Genomic DNA, 20,319 nt, shown 5'->3' on the forward strand with positions numbered 1-20,319 from the left:
AGTTTCTGGCAAAGGTGGCATCCGACATCAACAAGCCGCAGGGGTTTTCCGTGATCGGTGTGGCGGACACGGCGGCGTTTCTGCGGGACAAGCCGGTCGGCCTGATATGGGGCGTGGGCGCGGTTACCCAGAGCGCGTTGGAAAAAGCCGGTATCCGCACCTTCGCGGATCTGCTGCGCTGGGAAAAGACGGCGCTCATCGCGCGGTTCGGCAGCACCGGAGAGCGCCTGTGGCACCTCGCCCGGGGGCAGGACCACCGTCGCGTCAGCGCCCATGAACCCACGCGCTCCATATCCAACGAGACGACCTTTGCCGAGGATACGGCGGACCGCGAAGCATTGGACGGTCATATCTGGCGCATGTCTCAGAAAGTCGCGGACCGCGCGAAGGAAAAGGGGCTCGCTGGGCGCGTCGTGACGCTGAAACTCAAGACGTCAGACTTCAAGATACTGACGCGTCGCGTCTCCCTGCGCGAACCCACTCAGCTCGCGGATCGGATCTATCGCACGGCGCGGGGCCTCTTCGATCAGGTCGAAGCCCCGGGGCCATTCCGCCTGCTCGGATGCGGGATATCCGAACTCTCCCCCTCGGACGGGGCGGACCTTTCGGGTGATTTGCTGGATCCCGGCGCCGCCCAGCGGGGTAAGGCGGAAAAGGCGACAGACGCGATTCGCAACCGGTTCGGCGACAGGGCGATCGTCAAAGGCCGCGCGCTGCGCTGACGCTATTCGGCTGCCAACGGCACACGTCCCTGCCCGATCCCCGCGATTTCGCCCACGACGTCTTCCAGCGCCCGCTGGACCTTTTCGAAATTCCCGTTGGGCCGGATCAGCGCCTCGTTCATATAGAGGGAGCGGTCGATCTCTATCTGTACCGCGTGCTGGCCGCGTGCGGGGCGTCCGTAGGCCTGGGTGATATAGGCCCCAGCAAAAGGCGCATTGCGCGTCACGGTGAAACCGGCGCGTACGAGGGCCGCCTCCACCCGGTCGACGACCTCTCCGCTGGCGGCGGAACCGAACCTGTCGCCCAAGACGACGTCGGGCCGGCGCACGCCGGAACGTGCGATTCCATCCATCGCCTCGTGGGGCATGGAATGGCAATCGATCAGGATGGCCTGCCCATGCCGGTCATGCGCCCTGTCCAGCAGGCGCTGCAGCATCTCGTGGTAGGGCTTCCAGTAGATCCTGATCCGCCGATGCGCTTCCCATTGGGACATCTTCCCGTTGTAGATGGAGCGGCCATTGGCCACCACTCGCGGGATCACGCCAAGCCCAGAGGCGACGCGCGGGTTGTGCCCCTGCCTGCGCACTCCTTCGATGAGGGCCGGGTCCAGCTCATCCTCTGACCTGTTCATATCCACGAAAGCCCGGGGTGCCCCCGCCTTGATGAAAGCCGCCCCATAGCGCGGTGCACATTCGAACAGATGATCCACAAAGGCGTCTTCCGAGGATCTGATGCTATGTTCGTCCAGCACCGAAGACCGCAGGAAGGAAAACGGGTAATCCCGCCCCGAATGCGGCGACGCGAACACGACGCAGGACCGGTTCTGGTCCGGGTGCAGCACTTCGTAGGCGACCTTCGGCATGGCTGTCCTTCTCGAAAGCGGGTTACAGGTCCATACCGCTTACATAGCGCATGTTTTTCCAAAGCCAAAAGCCCTTGATCATGCTGTCGACTCCTTTTATAGGACCGGAACCGGCGCGGAATTTCGCGCCCCGTTTTTGTTTGGGGCATCGAAGTTTCGCGTTACATAGGGGGTGATTAGCTCAGCGGTAGAGCACTTCGTTGACATCGAAGGGGTCACTGGTTCGATCCCAGTATCGCCCACCACCTGTTTCACTGGCCCGATTGCTTCGGGTCGCCCGCAACCCGGCGCTGGCCCGCGCCACGACATGAGGAGACGACCATGAAGGTTCGCAATTCGCTCCGCTCGCTCAAGAACCGGCATCGCGATTGCCGTGTTGTGCGTCGCAAAGGCCGCGTCTACGTGATCAACAAGACACAGCGTCGGTTCAAAGCCCGTCAGGGCTGAGCCACCGCCAATTCATTCCAAAGGCCGCCCTTCGGGGCGGCCTTTTGCGTTGATAATCATCCCGAAGAACCCACGTTGGGTTGGGAAAACACATTGAGGAAAGGCCCGAATATGACCGACAGTTCCGATTACACCCCGCCCGAGGTCTGGGAATGGGATGCAGAAAGCGGCGGCAAGTTCGCCAACATTAACCGACCGATCGCCGGGCCCACCCACGACAAGGAACTGCAGGTCGGCAAACATCCTTTCCAGCTTTATTCGCTGGCCACGCCCAACGGCGTCAAGGTGACGGTCATGTTCGAGGAACTGCTTGAGGCGGGGCACAAGGATGCCGAATACGACGCGTGGCTGATCGACATCTCCGAAGGTGAGCAATTCGGCTCAGGCTTCGTCGAAGCCAATCCGAACTCCAAGATCCCCGCCTTGATGGACCATTCCGGCGACCAGCCCCAGCGCGTCTTCGAATCTGGCGCGATCCTGCTTTACCTTGCCGAAAAGTTCGATGCGTTCCTGCCAAAGAACCCGGCCGACAGGACCGAGGCACTGAGCTGGCTTTTCTGGCAGATGGGCAGTGCGCCCTACCTCGGCGGCGGTTTTGGCCATTTCTATGCCTATGCGCCGGAAAAATACGAATATCCCATCAACCGTTTCACCATGGAAACGAAGCGGCAGCTTGATGTGCTGAACCGTCGGCTCGCGGATAACGACTATCTCGCCCGGGAATATTCCATTGCCGACATGGCGGTCTGGTCCTGGTACGGGCAACTGGTTCTGGGTCGGCTCTATAGTGCGGCCAAGTTCCTCGATGTGGAATCCTACGAACATGTGCTGCGGTGGGCCAAGCAGATCGACGCGCGCCCGGCCGTGAGCCGTGGTCGCATGGTCAACAAGGCATTCGGCGACGACCTGTCCAAGCAGCTTCACGAGCGTCACGATGCGTCGGACTTCGAACATCGCACGCAGGACAAGCTGCAGAAGGACGATCAGGAATAACCTGACAAAATTTGTCGGAAAGACTTGCAGGGGGTTCGGGAATCTGTTTCTTACTATTTCAGTAAGACAAACCGAAACCCCTGCAAGAGAGCTTTCATGACCCTATTGCGCACGACCTCAACCGCACTTCTGGCCCTTGCCACCGCATTTCCCGCCCTGGCACAGGAAGAACTGAACCTTTATTCATCGCGTCACTACGATACCGATGAACGGCTCTACAGCGACTTTACAGAGCAGACCGGCATCACCATCAACCGCATCGAAGGCAAGGCAGATGAGCTTCTGGCCCGGATGGAAGCCGAAGGCGCGAATTCGCCTGCCGATGTCCTGCTCACCGTCGATACAAGCCGCCTGAAGCGCGCCAAGGATATGGGCCTGCTGCAAGCCATCGAGAGCGAAACGCTCGAAGAGCGGGTGCCCGCGAACCTTCAGGACGATGACAACCAGTGGTTCGGATTGTCCCAGCGCGCGCGGATCATCTTCTACAACAAGGACGCGGTGAAGGAGCCTCCGCAGACTTACCTCGACCTCGCCGATCCTGCCTACAAAGGCCAGGTCTGCATCCGCTCCTCATCCAACGCCTATAACCAGACCCTGTTGGCCGCCATCATCACCCATGAGGGCGAAGAAGCAGCGACGGAATGGGCGAAAGGCGTCGTGGATAACATGGCCCGCGCGCCGCAGGGCGGCGATACCGACCAACTGCGCGGCATCGTTTCGGGCGAATGTGACATCGCGGTCTCCAACTCCTACTACTTTGCACGGGCAATCCGCACCGATGTCGAAGGTGTCAGCGCAGAGATCGACCAGATCGGTTGGGTCTGGCCCGATCAGGAAGGCAACGGCGCCCACATGAACCTCTCAGGCGGCGGTGTGGCAGCCAATGCACCCCACCCCGAGAACGCGAAGAAGTTCCTTGAGTACCTCGCATCCGACTCCGCCCAGAAATACTTCTCCGACGGCAATGATGAATTCCCCGTGGTGGAAGGTGTGGAGCTTGCCCCCTCCGTCGAAAAGCTCGGCAGCTTCAAGGCGGATGACGTGAACCTCTCCGAAGTGGCAGAGAACATCTCTACCGCACAGAAGATTTTCGACTCGGTCGGTTGGGAATAATCGCTGGTTAAGCTGAGTACCGACATGCGCCGTCCCTTCGGGGGCGGCGTTTTCGCATTGGCGCCCCGTTCAGCGTTGGCGACCAACCTGACGGCAGATCAGGATCACCGGCAGCAGCCCCATCGCCACGATCACGAGGCTCGGGACGGCGGCACCGTCCAGCCGCTCATCACTGGCAAGGCGATAGGCCTGAACGGCGAGCGTGTCGTAGTTGAAGGGCCGCATGATCAGCGTGGCGGGAAGCTCCTTCATCACATCGACAAAGACGATCAGCAGCGCAGTCAGCAGGCTGGGTGCGAGTATGGGCAGGTGGACGCGGCGCAGCGTGCCCACGGGGGTCTGACCCAGCGACCGCGCGGCGGCATCCATGTTCGCATGGACCATCGCCTGCCCGCCCTCATAGGCGCCCAGTGCCGCCGCGAGGAACCGAACCAGATAGGCGGTCACCAGCAGCCAGATGGATCCCGTAATCAACAACCCGGTGGAATAGTCGAAGGTGGCGCGCATCCATGCGTCCAAAGCGTTGTCAAAGGCCGCGAAGGGCACCAGCAGCCCCACCGCGATCACCCCGCCCGGCACGGCATACCCCAGCCGCGCGACGTATCCGGCTGTATGCGAAACAGGTCCGGGGCGCAGCCGCTGGAAGAAACCGACGCTGATCGCCGCCAGTACCGTCAGCAGTGCTGCAACACCGGCCAGAGTGACGGAGTTGCGGATAAAGCCGAGATAGCGCGGGCTCAGCAGGTTCTGTTCAGACCCGATTCCCATCGAAAGCAGAATGCCCACGGGCAAGAGCGCGCCAAGCAACACCGGAATCCCACAGGCCGCAAAGGCTGCAGCCCCCTGCCAGCCCCGTAGCCGGACAGGCTGCATGGCCTGCGTGCGCCGGGCCGGATCATGGTATTTCGCCCGTCCGCGCTGCACCCGCTCCAGCATGGCGAGCAGCAGCGCGAAGCTAAGCAGACAGAGCGCGAGTTGCGCCGCCGCGGCCCGGTCGAACAATGAAAACCAGCTTGTATAAATGCCGGTCGCAAAGGTCTGGACGCCGAAATAGGCGACCGTCCCGAAGTCTGCGATCGTCTCCATCACCGCGAGCAGCACGCCCCCGGCGATTGCGGGGCGGGCCAAAGGCAGGCTCACCTTGAAGAACGCGGCCCATGCGCTCGACCCCAGCGCCCGGGCTGCCAGAAAGGTGGTACCGCTTTGCTGCAGGAACGCCGCCCGCGCCAGCAGGTAGACATAAGGATAAAGCACGAAGATCAGCATGGCGGCGGCACCGCCAACCGACCTGATTTCGGGGAACCAGTAATCCCGGGGGCCCCACCCCGTCACATCCCGCAGCACCGACTGTACGATGCCGGGATGGTCCAGTACCTGTGTATAGGCGTATGCGAGCACATAGGCCGGAAAGGCCAAGGGCAGCACCAGCGCGACTTCCAGCACCTTCGCGCCGGGAAACCGGGTCATCGTGACCAGCCAGGCAGTGCCAACCCCGGTGATCAGCGTCCCGGCCCCCACAAGCCCCACGAGGATCAATGTCGTGACAACGTAGCGCCCGAGAACCGTGTTGATCAGATGTTCGACGGTCGAGGTCCCGCCGCTGATGGCTGCGATCACCACCGCAAGCATCGGCAACGCACAGATGACCGCAACGAAGATGGCGGTGGCCGCCAGCCCTCGCAGACCGTCACGCGCCCGCTGGCGGGGCGCTTCCATATCGGGAGAAGACACGCTCATGCGCCCTCTTTCTTCCATTTTGCCGGAAGATGCCAGAAGCAGCAGGGTCGCAGCACTGCCAGATCACGTAAAACCGAGGTGGCTTACCCCCCGCATCACGAAGGGCCGACCATGCGCTAACAGTCAGAGCGGTCAGTCATAGCTGCGCTGGTCCTCGATCACCAACCCGTCCTTCGGCAAGCTTCCAGGTGCGACGATCTCGATCTGGCCCTTCAGCTTCAAAAGCTGGGATACCGACTGGGCATAGGCATCGCTGTTGTCGGCGGGCGATTCGATGCGAACCGTCATCTGGTCCTGTTCGCCACTGCGGCTGGCCACAACGCGGACACGGGTGATCTCTTCGTGCTGGGCGACCAAGGCGGCGACCTGCTCGGGCCGCACGAACATGCCCTTGATCTTCGTTGTCTGGTCCGCGCGACCCATCCAGCCCTTGATGCGCATGTTGGTCCGGCCACAGGGGCTTTCCCCTTTCATCACGGCGGAAAGATCGCCCGTAGCAAAACGGATCAGCGGATAATCCGGGTTCAGCGTCGTCACGACCACTTCGCCCACCTCGCCCTCAGGCACGGGGTTGCCGGTGCCGGGCGTCACGATCTCGAGGATGACACCTTCGTCCACGATCATCCCCTCCATCGCCTCGCTTTCATAGGCGATGTTGCCGAGGTCCGCCGTGGCATAACACTGCATGCAGCGAATGCCCCGGTCCGCGTAATAGCTGCGCAAGGAGGGGAAGAGCGCCCCGCCCCCGACGGCGGCCTTCGTGATGCCGAGGCTCACCCCCATCTGGTCCGCTTTCTCCAGTATCACCTTCAAGTAATCGGGCGTCCCGGCGTAGGCGGTGGCGCCGATGTCGCGGGCGGCGGCCACCTGCAGTTCGGTCTGGCCGGTTCCCGCGGGGATGACCGTCGCCTGGACCGCGCGCGCGCCCGATTCGAACATCGCGCCCGCAGGGGTCAGGTGGTAGCCAAAACAATTCTGGACGATATCTTGCGCCCCGATCCCCACCGCGTGAAGAAACCGCCCCATCCGCCACCAGTCGGGCGCATCGCTCGACGGTTCATAGATGGGACCCGGCGACTGGAACACATGGGTAAACTCATGCGCGGGTTTCGTCGTATAGCCCCCGAAGGGCGGATTCTTGGCCTGCGCAGCACTCAGGTCCGACTTTCGCAGCACGGGGAGTGCGGCCAGATCGGCAACCGAGCGGATATCCGAAGCGGGCAAATCGGCCAACGTTCCCTCATAGCCAGCCAAGGACCGGGCTCGTGTGATCTGCTCCGGCAGGGCGCGGGCCAGATCATCGGCGCGGGCCTCGGCGCTGCGACGCTCCAACGCGTCGTACGGGGAAGTCTTGGACATGGGCTCACTCACATTGCGGAAGGCCAGAAAGGATGCGTCGTCGGGGGGGCGCCTTAGCTCAGCCAGCGCTTGCGGCGGCGATAGGACCGCACATCGCGGAATGACTTGCGCCCCTCGTCCGACATGCCGAGGTAGAATTCCTTGACGTCCTGGTTTTCCCGCAGGTCCGCGGCCGGGCCGTCCATCACGACGCGACCGGATTCAAGGATGTATCCGTAATGGGCAAACCGCAGGGCGACGTTGGTATTCTGCTCTGCCAAGAGAAAGGTCACACCTTCCTTTTCGTTCACCGATTTGACGATCTCGAAAATCTGTTCGACGAGCTGCGGCGCCAGACCCATGCTGGGTTCGTCCAGCAGAATCGTCTCCGGCCGGGACATCAGGGCGCGCCCGATGGCACACATCTGCTGTTCCCCGCCAGAGGTATAGCCCGCTTGCGACCGACGCCGCTCGCGCAGGCGGGGAAAATAATCGTAGACCATTTCAAGGTCTCTCTGGATCGCGGCCTTGCCATCGTTGCGGGTATAGGCACCGGTCAGAAGGTTTTCCTCCACGGTGAGGTGCTCGAAGCAATGGCGGCCTTCCATGACCTGCACGACACCGCGCTTCACGGTCTCGGCGGGATCGGTATGCTGTATCGGCTCACCACGATACTTGATGGAGCCTTTCGTGACTTCGCCCCGCTCCGAGGCCAGAAGCCCGCTGATCGCTTTCAGCGTTGTGGTCTTGCCAGCACCGTTTCCCCCGAGGATGGCGGTAATGCCCCCCTTGGGCACATTCAGGCTCACGCCCTTCAGAACGAGGATCACGTGGTTGTAGATCACCTCGATATTGTTCACCTCGAGAACGTTCTCGGTGACGGCTTCATTCGCTACGGGCGCAGTATCCAGCATCTGGCAGACCTTCGTTCATCGAGTGGAAAGACCCGGCCGGCGCTGTGCCGGCCGGGTCCTGTTGGTTTAGCTGCAGGTGTTCTCGATGTTGTTCTCGGACGCATATGCGCTCGAGTCCTCATCGATCAGCGGCTGGATCACGTCCTGATCGGACTGCATGAAATCGCTGACAAGCTTCCATTCCTGCGCTTCCGCGTCCCACTGGGTGACGGCGACGAAGCCGTTTCCGCCGTGGTTCTCACAGGACACCTGGAACTCAGGCCCGAAGTTCGGCAGGCCCAGTTCGGCCATCTTCGCCTCGGTGATGTTCAGGTTCTCCATGCCGTCGCGCATCTGGCTTGCGGTGATTGCGGACGTGCCGTGAATCTCCTGCGCGGTTTTCGCAGCTTCCGCCACGAGCATCGCGGCATAGACGCCCCGGTTGTAGAGGACCGTACCCGTCTGATCGCCGTTACCGGCGGCTTTGCCCGCGTCATAAACGTATTTCTGCAGGTCGTCGTAGAGCGGATAGTCGCTGCCCACGTTGTGGAACGTCAGCGCTTTGTAGCCATCGGCCTTGTCACCCGCAGGCAGAACGTCGTTCTCCGAACCGGACCACCAGATGCCGATGAACTTGTCCATCGGGAAGCGGATATTGGCGGCTTCCTGAACGGCGACCTGGTTCATCACGCCCCAGCCGTACATGATCACGTAGTCCGGCTTGTCGCGACGGATCTGCAGCCACTGGCTCTTCTGTTCCTGACCGGGGTGATCCACCGGTACTTCGACCAATTCGAAACCGTGCTTTTTGCTCAGCTCCTGCAGGGTGCGGATCGGCTCCTTGCCGTAGGCGGAGTTGTGATAGACCAGCGCGATCTTCTTGTCGCTGATGTCGCCGCCTTCCTCTTCGAGGATATGCTTGATCGCGACCGAGGCCCCGTCCCAGTAGTTCGCCGGGAAGTTGAAGACATGGCTGAAGGTGGCGCCGTTCTTCGCTGATGTCCGGCCCAGACCGGATGTCAGCATCGGAATGTCATCTGCCGTGACCTTGGGGATCAGCTGGTAGGTGATACCGGTGGACAGCGGCTGATACACTAGGGCGCCTTCGCCCTTGGTGGATTCGTAGCACTCGACGCCCTTCTCTGTGTTGTAGGCCGTCTCGCACTCCGGCACGCGGGTCATCTCGCCGCCGATACCGCCGTCGCGCTCGTTCAGCAGCGTGAAATAATCGGCATAGCCATCGGCGAAGGGGATGCCGCCAGCCGCGTAGGGGCCGGTCCGGTAGCTCAGCGACGGAAAGACAAGCTCCGCCATCGCCGGCGCACCCGCCGTCATGAGGGCCGCGACGGCCATCGTGCCCAGTTTCATTTTCAATCTCATCGGTGTTTCCTCCCTTGGATATTATCCGATAGTGCCGGGATGATCCGGCTATGATGATGGGCGGGCTGTACCCCGCCTCATGTTGGATCGTCCCCTAGTGCGGGAACGGCCACAATCTCAGTTTCTCCTTGGCCACGCGCCAAAGCTGCGCCAGCCCGTGCGGTTCCGCGATCAGGAAGACGATGATCAGCGCCCCGACGATCACAAGCTGCAGATGCGCCACGATATCCGTGGGCCATCCCAGCCAGTCCACTCCGACGATCTTCAAGAGCACCGGCAACAGCACAAGGAAGGCGGCCCCGGCGAAAGAGCCGAAGATGGACCCCAACCCTCCGATGATGATCATGAAGAGCACAAGGAACGATTTGGTGATGCCGAAGACCTCGCCCACCTCGACCGCGCCGAGGTAGATCGCGAAAAAAAGCGCCCCCGAGATGCCGATGAAGAACGATGAGACGGCAAAGGCGGTCAGTTTGGCGCGCAGCGGGTTCACCCCGATGATTTCCGCCGCGATGTCCATGTCGCGGATCGCCATCCACTTCCGCCCGACCGAACCGCGCGTCAGGTTGCGCGCGACGATGGCCGAGAAGATCGTGAAGATCAGGCAAAAGGTATAGGTGGCCCAGGCCTGGGTATTGGCCCCCGTGATCAGGATCCCGAAGGTATCCCGCTCGGGCGCGGAGATCTGGCCCGAAGCCGAGTAGTTGTAGAACCACGGCACCCGGTTGAAGAGCCAGACCAGAAAGAACTGCGCCGCCAGCGTCGCCACGGCGAGGTAGAACCCCTTGATCCGCAGCGACGGCAGGCCGAACAGAACCCCGACGCCGGCGGTGATGACACCAGCCAGCAGGACGTGGATGAACATGCTGACATCCGGAAAGGCCGTCATCAGCTTGTAGCTCGCATAGGCACCCACCGCCATGAACCCCCCGGTTCCAAGGCTCACCTGACCGCAATATCCCACCAGAATGTTCAGCCCGATTGCCGCGATGGCATATATCAGGAAGGGCATGAACAGCGAGTTCACCCAATAGTCGTTAACAACGAAGGGAATGACGAACAGCGCCACGAACAGCACCGCGTAGTAGCGATAGCGGTCGAACTTGATCGGAAAGGTTTGCTGATCCTGCGCGTAGGTGGTGCTGAAATCGCCGGCTTCACGATAGAACATCGGACCGCTCCCTTATCTTCCAAATGGTATCAAATCCCGGGGTCCGGGGCAGCGCCCCGGCGGGTTCGTGCTGTTCAAACCCGTTCAATGATCTTCTCCCCGAAAAGGCCCTGCGGACGGAAAACAAGGAACACCAGCGCCAGCATGTAGGCGAACCAGTTCTCGGTGGCACCGCCAAGGAACGGCGCCCCGATCAGGAACTCGAAAAGCTTTTCGCCAACCCCGATGATCAGCCCGCCGACGATGGCGCCCGGGATGGAGGTGAACCCCCCCAGCATCAGCACCGGCAAGGCCTTCAACGCGATGAGCGAAAGCGAGAACTGCACGCCCGACTTGGTACCCCACATGATCCCGGCCACGAGGGCCACGAAACCCGCGAGCGACCAGACAAGGATCCAGATGAAGTTGAGCGAAACACCCACCGACAGCGCGGCCTGATGGTCGTCCGCCACGGCGCGCATGGCACGGCCCTGTTTGGTATACTGGGCGAAGAGCACCAGTACGATCACCAGCACGGCTGCCACGATGGAGGCGATGATGTCGAGGTTGTCGATGAAGAAGCCGTAGCCCGTGAGGTTGAAGGTCGCTTCGTCGATTGTCGCGTTGATCCCCTGCGGCAATCCCACGTCCAGCGTCTTGATTTCGCTCCCCCACATCAGGTCGCCGACACCTTCGAGGAAATAGGCCAGTCCGATCGTCGCCATGAAAAGGATGATCGGCTCCTGCCCGACCAGATGCCGGAAGACGAACCGCTGCACCATCCACGCGAGCGCGATCATCACGAGCATTGTCACCACAATTGCCACAAGGCTGTTCACCTTCCACCCGAAGTAATGGATATCGGTGCCGAAAATCGCGTTGATCAAGTGGTAGAAGGGAACCTGCCCGTCGATGATCCCCACGAGCGTAAGCGCGGCAAACAGCGCCATGACGCCCTGCGCGTAGTTGAAGATGCCCGAGGCCTTGTAGATCAGCACGAAGCCCAGCGCGACCAGTGCATAAAGGACGCCGGCCATGAGGCCGTTCAGGAACACCTCGATGGTGAATGCCAGTTGTTCAGGCATGTTCGCCCCCTTTGTTTCCCTGCCTCATCGCGTCAGTCATGGGCCACCCCCAGATAGGCGTCGATCACGTCCTGATTGTTGCGCACCTCTGCCGGTGTGCCGTCCCCGATCTTCTTGCCGTAGTCCATCACCACCACCCGGTCGGAAAGGTCCATGACCACGCCCATGTCATGTTCGATCAGCGCGATGGTGGTGCCGAATTCGTCATTCACATCAAGGATGAAGCGGCTCATGTCCTCCTTTTCCTCGACGTTCATGCCCGCCATGGGCTCGTCCAGCAAAAGGATCGTCGGTTCCGCGGCCAGCGCGCGCGCCAGTTCCACGCGCTTCTTCAAACCGTATGGCAACCGCGCGACGGGCGTCTTGCGGATCGCCTGAATTTCGAGAAAGTCGATGATCCGCTCCGCGACCTCGCGGTTTTCAATCTCTTCGCGTTCGGCTTTGCCCTTCCAGATCGACTGCCAGAACATGCCGGTCTTCATATGGGTAAGCCGCCCGGTCATCACGTTGTCCAGAACGGACATGCCTTCGAAAAGGGCGATGTTCTGAAAGGTCCGGGCGATGCCCTGTTCGGCCACCTGATAGGGTTTCATCGGCGGGCGGCGGCTGCCCTTGTACCAGACCTCGCCTTCCTGCGGGACGTAGAAGCCGCTGATGACATTCAGCATGGAGGACTTGCCAGCACCGTTCGGCCCGATGATCGCGCGGATTTCTCCTTCGCGGATATCGAAAGAGATATCCTTGATCGCCTCCACCCCGCCGAAACGCAGGGTGATGTTCTTCATCTCCATCACCACCGGGCCAATGGTGCGACCGTCCTCGGTGGTGTAGCTCTCGGTCTGGTCAAGCAAATCGCAACCCCCTGAAATTTAACGGATAGGTCATCCGGGATTGGTGTTTATTCAAAGAGAATATGCGCGGTCGTCTGGCTATAGTCATTCCGCGGCCATCTTCTGCGCCGTTGGCCAGACCTTGGCGTCGCGCACCTCTAGCGTCGCCTTGATGCTGCCCTTGCGCCCGTCTTCATAGGTCACTTCCGTTTCGGTGCTGACCTTGTCGGACCCGTCATAAAGCGCGGTGATGATGTCGTGGTACTTTTCCTCGATGATCTTGCGCCGGACCTTCCGCGTCCGCGTCAGCTCTCCATCATCCGCGTCCAGTTCCTTGTGCAGAACGACAAAGCGGTGGACCTGACAGCCCGAAAGCATTTCGTCCTGCGCCACGGATTCATTGACCTGTTCCACATGGCTCTGGATCGTGTCCATCACCTGCGGGTGGCGCGCCAGTTCCTGATAGGAGGCATAGCCGATGTTGTTCCGCTCGGCCCAGTTGCCCACCGCCGTGAGGTCGATATTGATAAAGGCGGTGCATTCTTCTCTGCCGTTTCCAAAAACAACGGTTTCCAGAATATTGGGGAAGAACTTCAGCTTGTTTTCCACGTATTTGGGCGCAAAGAGCCGCCCGTCCGCCATCTGGCCCACATCCTTGGCCCGGTCGATGATCCGCAGGTGTCCGGTTTCTTCCTCGATGAAGCCCGCGTCGCCCGTGGCGACCCAGCCTTCGGCGTCCTTTGTGCTCTGCGTGCTTTCGGGGTTCTTGTAGTATTCGACGAACACCCCGGGGCTGCGGTAGAAAACCTCCCCGTTGTCGGCGATCTTCAACTCGACGCCGGGGCAGGTGACGCCCACGGTATCGCTGCGCACCTCGCCATCGGGCTGCGCGGTGATAAAGACGGTCGCCTCGGTCTGGCCGTAGAGCTGTTTCAGGTTGATCCCCAGCGAGCGATAGAAATCGAAGATCTCGGGCCCGATCGCCTCTCCCGCGGTATAGCCCACCCGCACCCGGCTGAAGCCGAGCGTATTTTTCAGCGGCCCATAGATCATCAACTCGCCCAGCGCATATTTGGCACGGTCGGCAAAGCTGACCTTCTTGCCGTCGAGTATCGCGGGGCCGACCTTGCGCGCGTGCGCCATGAACGTGTCGAACAGCTTCTTCTTGAAGCGGCTCGCATCCTCCATGCGGATCATCACGTTGGTCAGCTGGGTTTCGAACACGCGCGGCGGCGCGAAATAATAGGTCGGCCCGATCTCTCGCAGGTCGACATGCATCGTGTCGGCGCTTTCCGGGCAGTTCGTGCAAAAGCCGGTCCACATCGCCTGCCCCACCGAGAAGATGAAATCCCCCACCCATGCCATGGGCAGATAAGCAAGGATGTCATCCGTCTGGCGCAGGTTGTCGAACTCTGACGAAGAACGCGCCGTTTCGATGATATTGCGGTTGGACAGCACGACGCCCTTGGGCTTTCCGGTCGTGCCCGAGGTATAGAGCATCACGCCCCGGCTGTCGTAGTTCAACCGGGCCTGACGGGCCTCCATCTCTTTCAGGTGCTGATCGCGCGTCTTGCGGCCCAGCTCCTGTACGGCGGTGTACTGATCCAGTTTGGAATGGTCGTATTTACGCAACCCGCGCGGATCGAGGTAAATCATCCGCTCGAAATCCGGCAGCTGGTCACGCACCTCGATCACCTTGTCGACCTGCTCCTGATCGCCGACGATCACGAAGCGCGCTCCGCAATGGTTGAGGACGTAAGCCATCTCTTCGGCGTTTGCGTCCTGATAAAGCGGCACGGGAACGGCGCCCGTCATCTGCGCGGCGACCATCGCCCAATAGAGGTATGGACGGTTGCGGCCGATGACGGCGACGAAATCGCCCTCTTCGATGCCAAGCTCCATCAGCCCAAGCGCGAGAGCTTCGACTTCGTCGCGGGTCTGCGACCACGTCCAGCTCTGCCAGATCCCGTATTCCTTTTCGCGGTAAGCAGGCGCTTTCGCATACTCAGTTGCGTTGCGATGCAACAGCGCCGGTACGGACTGCGGTCCGTCGGCACGCTTCAGCGGCGTTGCCAAGTCTGTATCCTCCCCTTGCCCGTCTTTTGCGGGCCCGATCGCTCATGCGATTCCGATATCGCACAAGGATGTCGAAAGAAGCCTGTACGTCAACTTTTTCCTGAAGTTTTCAGAAACCTTGCGAATTGTTACAGGGTCAGATTGCCCGCAAAAGCAATCCGCCAGCAGCGATGAAGATCACCAGCCCCGCTGCAATTTCGACCATCGGCAATACCGTGCGGGCCAGCGTGGCAGAGCAAGCCCCGCCCAGAATTCCGCCCCGCAGGCCAATCGCCCCCGTGCCGACCGCGACAGTCACAGTGGCAGTGCCCAGCGCCATCGCCACGGCCCCGGCCAGCCCGGCTGTCGCAATGCCCATTTGCCATGTCACGATCAGAACGAAGAGCGCCCCGGTACAGGGCCGCATCGCAATGCCGCCGATCAGCAAGGCCGCTTCGCGCAGCCCCCGAAGACGCGAAAGCTCTTCCGCGGTGGGGCCGTGCCTGTGGCCGCAGTCACCACAGACAGCGCCCCCGTGATGCTCTTGATGTTGCCCGGCCTCCCGCCAACGCCCAAGCCCGCGCAGGACCAGCCATCCACCGATCAGGACAATCGCGCCATAGCTGACAGGCGCCATCACATCTTCGGCAACGCCGATCAGCTTTTCGCGTCCCAATGAAAAGATCCAGATACCGCCATAAACCAGCAGGATCGCCGTCACCGCCTGACCAAGGCTCGACAACAGCGAAATCAACGCGAGCCGGCCCATCGCCACCTTGCGGCCCAGCCCGTAGCCGCCGATCAGCACCTTGCCGTGGCCGGGGCCTGCCGCGTGGAAAAAGCCATAGGCAAAACACGCCCCCAACAGCAGCCAAAGCGCATCGGCCTGCCCCGCACGAATGCCCCGCAAGGTCAGGGCGATGTCATTCTGGAATTCCCGCTGGGCCGCCGCGGCCCACCGGGCGAGGCCATCGAAGCCACCGCTCAGCCACAGCCCAGCCAGCAGGAGCGCCGCCGCCGCCAATGCGATGCTCAGCCCCCGGCGCATGTAATCCGCACCTCCGTGGCAAAGGCCCGGCCCATATCGCCCAGACCGAGTTCAGCTGGATCCTCCGCCGCATCGACGGCGAGCAGTTTGTCCTGCATCTCGCTCAGCGCATCGTCCATCTTGGGCGGGGTGAGCGCGACGTCGCATTCGGCTGCGCCCGTCACTGTGACCGGCAGCGTCACATCGTAGGCGGTGTAATAGGTGGGGTCATAGGGCAGAAGCGTCAGTGTTTCCCCCGCAAGGTTGGGCTGTTCGGCCACATCGCGCTGATGCGTGGTGATGATCCGGCCCTCCCGCATTTGCGCCGTAGGTGCGATCGGGCGCGACAGCGTCAGGTCGCCCCCGCCAAGCCGCGCGACAAGGTCGCCTGCGAAACCCGGATCCCAATTGGCATCGAACCCCGTCAACTCCGATTGCTCGGCTTCGGTAAGAACCATGTCCCCGTCGGGATCGAGCCCCATGTCTTCCGTGATCAGCAAAGAATAGAAGGCATCATAGGCCCACGTCACCTTTACCTGCGTCAGCTTGCCGCTTTCATCGGTGATGAGTTCGATACCGGTGTCCACGAAGACATGCGGATGCGCCCAGCCCGCAATAGGGCTTACCAGCGCCAGCAGTAGTGTCACGGGCAAGTGTCTCATGCAGTGTGAATACCCCCGGTCCGCTACGCTTTCAATCCGCGGGCCGGTCCCGCCGACGCTGGTGCGCGAAGTTCCGCGATGGTATCTCTCCGCGCAGGAGGGGCATGTGCAACAGGTGGACGATCAGACCAAGGCGTTGACGGCGGCAGGGCTGAACCTGATCGCGCAGGCGCTGACGATCTACGATCAGGACCTGCGGCTGGTGGTATCCAACGCTCCTTTCCAGCAAATGTTCGATCTGCCCTCCACCCTCGTTACCCCCGGCGCACCTTTCGAGGATACGATCCGTCATCTCGCCAGCCGGGGGGAATACGGCACGGTAGAGGATATCGATGCCTTCGTCGCCGAACGCGTGGAACAGGCGCTTGCCTTTCTGCCGCACTACATGGAACGGACCCGCGCCAATGGGCGCACCATCAGTGTCGAAGGCTCCCCCCTGCCGCAGGGGGGCTGGGTGACAGTCTATACCGACATTACCCGGACCAAACAGCAGGAAGCGCTGCTGCGGGCCAGATCGGACGCGCTGTCGGATCAGGTTCTCGCCCATAGTGAGGAACTGGCGGCGACCAACCGGCAGCTTGCCGCCATGATCACCCGTCTCGAAGAGACCAAGCGTCAGTTGACCGACAGCGAATCGCGCATGCGGCTGACCACCGAAATGGTGCCCGCCCATATCGCGCACCTCGATGCCTCGGGGCATTACACCTATTCGAACCGCCGCCTGAACGAGGTTATGCCGGGCCGCCCCGCCTCCATCATCGGGCTGCATATCCGGGAAGTGCTGGGCGAGGCTGGTTTTGCCTGTGTGGAAGAACCCTTGGCCAAGGCCTTCGCCCGGGTCGCGTCGACCTTCGAATTCACGGATGAACTCAGCGCCCGGCGTATCCGGGCCGCCTTTACGCCCGATACCCGCGGTGGCGTCTACATCATGTCGATGGACGTCACCGAAGAAACCCAGACCCGTGTAGCCCTGCAGCAGACGCGCAAACGCGAAATCGCGGCGCAGACGGTCTCTGGCCTGGCGCATGACTTTTCGAACCTGCTGACAATCATCCTTGGCATGCAGTCCAAGCTGGGCCGCCTGCCCGCCCTGCCCCGGGACGCCGCTGCATTGGTCGACGGCACGCTGGCAGCGGCGCGGCGCGGCGGGCACCTGCTGAGCGCCATCGCCGACATGACGGGGCCCCGCCCCCAGCGGCCCGGCGCCGTCGATCTGGACAACCTGCTGCGCGACATTCGCCTGCTCGCCGCATCCAACCTGCCCAAGGACGTTTCCTTCGCCGCGCTGAACGAAGCCCCCGGCGTGACCGTATTGCTCGACCCCGGGCAGGTGCAGGACGGATTGCTGAACCTCGTTTTGAATGCCCGGGACGCATGCGGCGCGGCGGGCCGGATCGAATTGCGCCAGCGGCTGGTCCATGACACCTGGGTCGAATGGGTGGTGGAAGACAGCGGCGCCGGGTTCTCGGACCGCGCGCTGATCCACGGCACCGATCCCTTCTTCACCACCAAGGGCACCGAAGGCACCGGCCTCGGGCTTTCGATGGTCTATGACATGGCGCGGTCCGCCGGGGGCAGCCTGCGGTTGGAGAACGCCCCCGACGGGGGCGCGCGGGTTACCATGCGGCTGCCCTATCGTCTGCCGATGCCCGAAACCGCCGGCCTCGTCCTGCTGGTGGAGGACCGGGACGATCTGCGCGCCCTTGTACGCGACATGCTGATGCAACTCGGCCATTCCGTCATCGAAGCGGCCAGCGCGGATGAGGCGATGGCGCTGATTGCCGACCTTCCCGACATCGCGCTCGTCCTCTCCGACGTGCAACTCGAAGGCGAGGCAACCGGCATCGACCTTGCACATCGTCTGGCCGGGCAAATGCCGCTGGTGCTGATGACCTCGCTTCCGGAACAGCATGACCTGTTCCGCGCGGCGCAGAAGGCCGCCACGGTGCTGCGCAAACCCTTCGGGGCGGCCGACCTCGCCTTGCTCATCACGCCAAAGGATTCCGACGCCGCATGACCCGCCCCCTTGTCACCATACTGGACGACGAACCCGCCATCCGAACCATGTTGGGGGATGCGCTGGAAGAAGCGGGCTTCGAAACCCAGCGCTTCGGCCGTGCACGCGCTTTCGAGGCCGCCCTCGCACAGCGAACCCCGGATGTCTGCCTCGTCGATCTCAGCCTACCGGACAGCGACGGGCTGACGCTGGTGCATCGGCTGGCCCTCGAACGGGGGGCCATCGTCATCATCATATCGGGCCGGGCCGAAGTGCAGGACCGGGTCACGGGTCTGGAGCTTGGGGCCGACGACTACATCATCAAACCGTTCGATCCGTCCGAAGTCGTGGCACGGGTGCGCGCGCGGCTGCGCAGTACGCAACCCGTGCACCAGCAGGGCACCAGCGCCTCCTTCGCCGGATGGACAGCCCATTTCGACCGCTACGTCCTTGAAGACGCCAGCGGTGCCGAAACTCCCTTTTCCCATGCGGAAGGCGAGGTGCTGCGCCTCTTTGTCGAAGCGCCGCGCAGGCTCATCAGCAGGGCCCAGATGCAGGAAAGCCTTGGCGGGGCGGCCTCCGAAGGCTTCGACCGGGCCATGGATGTTCGTATCAGTCGGCTGCGAACGAAGCTACGGGAAGACCCGAAAAACCCGCAACTGATCAAAACAATCTATGGCGCGGGCTATATCTTTCTCGGTGATGTGAGCTGGAGCTGAAGCGCCTCAGCGCGCACCCGAAGCCGCCACTGCCCGCGCCAGAACCTGCGTGGCGGTGACCAGATCATCCTCCGCCGTGTCTTCTTCGAACGCATGGCTGATCCCGTTGATGGACGGCGCGAACAGCATCGCCACTGGCAGCAGCTTGGACACATTGGTCGCGTCATGCAGCGCACCGGAAGGCATCCGGCGCCACTGGCCGGGCACCTCGTCTTCGGCGGCGGCGCAAAGCGCGTCGCGCAGTTGTGCGTCCATCGCAACGGGTTCAAGGCCCAGCATCTGCCCGAAACTTACCTCCATCCCCCGTTCGGAAGCGACTTCATCGGCGAGTTCGCGGATGATCTTCTCCATCCGGTGCAAACGGTCACTATCCGCGTCGCGCCACTGCATGGAAAATACCGCCCGACCCGGCACGATCGAAGAGGCATTGGGCGTCAATGACACATGCCCGATGGTCCAGACGGTGCGCGGCGTCACGACATTGCGCAGCCGTTCGTTGAGCGCGGAGTTAAAGGCGGATACGGCCTGAAACGCATCGCGGCGCACTGCCATGGGCGTCGTACCTGCATGGTTCTGCTGCCCATCGAACGTGATCTTCATGTCACGGATGCCGACGATGTCGGTGACCACGCCGACCTTTTCCCCCGCGTTGTCGAGATTCGGGCCCTGTTCGATGTGAAGCTCCACGAAACCCGTGAAATGCTCGGCGGAAACGGGGCCTGTCACCATGTCTACCATACGCGCACGCGCATCTGCCAGCGGCACGCCCGCGTGATCTTCCAATGCATCCGCTTCTCCGAGGGTCAGATGCCCTGCCCAGACGGCGCTTCCTGTCGTGACACCGAACCGGCCCTCTTCATCCTGAAAGGACACCACGGAAACGGCGGGCCCGCCTGCTTCGACTGCGGCACGGGCGACTTCCAGCGCCGCGATCACCCCCAGCGCCCCGTCAAGCCACCCGCCCTGCGGCTGGCTGTCGGAATGCGACCCCAAGAGGAGCGACCGACCCGGCGCAATCCCGAACATATTCCCCATCTCGTCGACCTCGACGCGCAGACCGGCCTCTTCCATTCGGCCCGCAAGCCAGCGCCGCGCCTCTATGTCAGGCTCGGAATAGGCAGGCCTTACCACACCTTTGCCAACCCCTGCGGCACCGAACCGGCGAAGCGCATGCAGATCGGCGAGAAAACGGTCGGGGTCGATGTTCATGGGAAAGGTCCTGTTCTGGCGATATTTCAAAGGTCGCGGCGGCACCGGTCAATCGCCAGTGCCGCCGCTGCGCCAGATCACGCCAAATCCCGGTGGCTAT

Annotated in this window: 18 protein-coding genes and 1 tRNA gene; 7 read left to right on the forward strand and 12 right to left on the reverse strand. The window is 62.1% G+C overall.

Going from position 1 to position 20,319, the window contains the following annotated elements; all coding sequences use genetic code 11:
• Positions 1–722, forward strand: a 722-nt coding sequence (locus tag A3728_RS03260; RefSeq protein ID WP_443069421.1) for a DinB/UmuC family translesion DNA polymerase, incomplete at its 5' end; no start/stop codon positions are given.
• A 2-nt stretch (positions 723–724) separates the two neighbouring features.
• On the opposite strand, the gene A3728_RS03265 is transcribed toward A3728_RS03260, so the two are convergent.
• On the reverse strand, positions 725–1,585 hold the full coding sequence (locus A3728_RS03265; RefSeq protein WP_067920229.1) for an N-formylglutamate amidohydrolase: 861 nt from the start codon (positions 1,583–1,585) through the stop codon (positions 725–727).
• A 170-nt stretch (positions 1,586–1,755) separates the two neighbouring features.
• On the opposite strand from A3728_RS03265, the gene A3728_RS03270 reads away from it, so the two are divergent.
• From A3728_RS03270 to A3728_RS03285, 4 genes are all read left to right on the forward strand, one after another.
• Positions 1,756–1,830: transfer RNA gene (locus tag A3728_RS03270), tRNA-Val, on the forward strand.
• Positions 1,831–1,906: 76 nt separating this feature from the next.
• A complete protein-coding gene (gene ykgO / locus A3728_RS03275; RefSeq protein ID WP_005850168.1) occupies positions 1,907–2,032 on the forward strand; it encodes a type B 50S ribosomal protein L36 in 126 nt (41 codons plus the stop codon).
• 111 nt (positions 2,033–2,143) lie between these two features.
• Complete coding sequence (gene yghU / locus A3728_RS03280; RefSeq protein ID WP_067920231.1) at positions 2,144–3,025, forward strand: glutathione-dependent disulfide-bond oxidoreductase; 882 nt, start codon at positions 2,144–2,146, stop codon at positions 3,023–3,025.
• 96 nt (positions 3,026–3,121) lie between these two features.
• Positions 3,122–4,138, forward strand: coding sequence for a Fe(3+) ABC transporter substrate-binding protein (locus tag A3728_RS03285; RefSeq protein WP_067920233.1), 1,017 nt, complete (start codon positions 3,122–3,124; stop codon positions 4,136–4,138).
• Between the two features lie 69 nt (positions 4,139–4,207).
• On the opposite strand, the gene A3728_RS03290 is transcribed toward A3728_RS03285, so the two are convergent.
• The 10 genes from A3728_RS03290 to A3728_RS03335 all read right to left on the reverse strand — a co-directional run bounded on the left by A3728_RS03290 (position 4,208) and on the right by A3728_RS03335 (position 16,280).
• Complete coding sequence (locus A3728_RS03290; protein WP_150120625.1) at positions 4,208–5,875, reverse strand: ABC transporter permease; 1,668 nt, start codon at positions 5,873–5,875, stop codon at positions 4,208–4,210.
• Between the two features lie 132 nt (positions 5,876–6,007).
• Complete coding sequence (locus tag A3728_RS03295) at positions 6,008–7,234, reverse strand: phenylacetate--CoA ligase family protein (RefSeq protein ID WP_067920235.1); 1,227 nt, start codon at positions 7,232–7,234, stop codon at positions 6,008–6,010.
• Positions 7,235–7,287: 53 nt separating this feature from the next.
• Positions 7,288–8,127, reverse strand: a complete 840-nt coding sequence (locus tag A3728_RS03300) for an ABC transporter ATP-binding protein (RefSeq protein ID WP_067920237.1) — start codon at positions 8,125–8,127, stop codon at positions 7,288–7,290.
• 66 nt (positions 8,128–8,193) lie between these two features.
• On the reverse strand, positions 8,194–9,480 hold the full coding sequence (locus tag A3728_RS03305; protein ID WP_067920277.1) for an ABC transporter substrate-binding protein: 1,287 nt from the start codon (positions 9,478–9,480) through the stop codon (positions 8,194–8,196).
• Positions 9,481–9,580: 100 nt separating this feature from the next.
• Complete coding sequence (locus A3728_RS03310) at positions 9,581–10,657, reverse strand: branched-chain amino acid ABC transporter permease (protein ID WP_067920239.1); 1,077 nt, start codon at positions 10,655–10,657, stop codon at positions 9,581–9,583.
• Positions 10,658–10,731: 74 nt separating this feature from the next.
• Positions 10,732–11,721 (reverse strand): branched-chain amino acid ABC transporter permease, encoded by a 990-nt coding sequence (locus A3728_RS03315; protein ID WP_067920241.1) that lies wholly within the window; start codon positions 11,719–11,721, stop codon positions 10,732–10,734.
• Positions 11,722–11,753: 32 nt separating this feature from the next.
• Positions 11,754–12,572: an ABC transporter ATP-binding protein gene (locus A3728_RS03320; RefSeq protein WP_067920244.1), complete on the reverse strand. Its 819-nt coding sequence runs from the start codon at positions 12,570–12,572 to the stop codon at positions 11,754–11,756.
• Positions 12,573–12,656: 84 nt separating this feature from the next.
• Positions 12,657–14,627 (reverse strand): AMP-binding protein, encoded by a 1,971-nt coding sequence (locus A3728_RS03325; protein ID WP_067920246.1) that lies wholly within the window; start codon positions 14,625–14,627, stop codon positions 12,657–12,659.
• Positions 14,628–14,763: 136 nt separating this feature from the next.
• Positions 14,764–15,654, reverse strand: a complete 891-nt coding sequence (locus A3728_RS03330) for a nickel/cobalt transporter (protein WP_067920248.1) — start codon at positions 15,652–15,654, stop codon at positions 14,764–14,766.
• A complete protein-coding gene (locus tag A3728_RS03335) occupies positions 15,639–16,280 on the reverse strand; it encodes a DUF1007 family protein (protein ID WP_236628240.1) in 642 nt (213 codons plus the stop codon). Before A3728_RS03335 ends, A3728_RS03330 begins: the two co-directional genes overlap by 16 nt.
• A 121-nt stretch (positions 16,281–16,401) precedes the next feature.
• Here A3728_RS03335 and A3728_RS03340 point away from each other — a divergent pair, with 121 nt between their 5' ends.
• The gene (locus tag A3728_RS03340; RefSeq protein ID WP_067920252.1) at positions 16,402–18,312 is read left to right on the forward strand and encodes a PAS-domain containing protein; all 1,911 of its coding nucleotides are present in this window, start codon (positions 16,402–16,404) and stop codon (positions 18,310–18,312) included.
• On the forward strand, positions 18,309–19,010 hold the full coding sequence (locus A3728_RS03345) for a response regulator transcription factor (protein ID WP_067920254.1): 702 nt from the start codon (positions 18,309–18,311) through the stop codon (positions 19,008–19,010). The genes A3728_RS03340 and A3728_RS03345 overlap by 4 nt, the downstream gene beginning before the upstream one ends.
• A gap of 6 nt (positions 19,011–19,016) precedes the next feature.
• Here A3728_RS03345 and A3728_RS03350 read toward each other — a convergent pair whose 3' ends face one another.
• Entirely contained in the window at positions 19,017–20,219 is a 1,203-nt protein-coding gene (locus A3728_RS03350; RefSeq protein ID WP_067920256.1) for a hydantoinase/carbamoylase family amidase, read from the reverse strand.
• Positions 20,220–20,319 lie beyond the last annotated feature (100 nt).

The sequence above is a fragment of the Sulfitobacter sp. HI0040 genome, from assembly GCF_001634885.1.
In the GTDB taxonomy this organism is placed as follows: Bacteria; Pseudomonadota; Alphaproteobacteria; order Rhodobacterales; family Rhodobacteraceae; genus Sulfitobacter.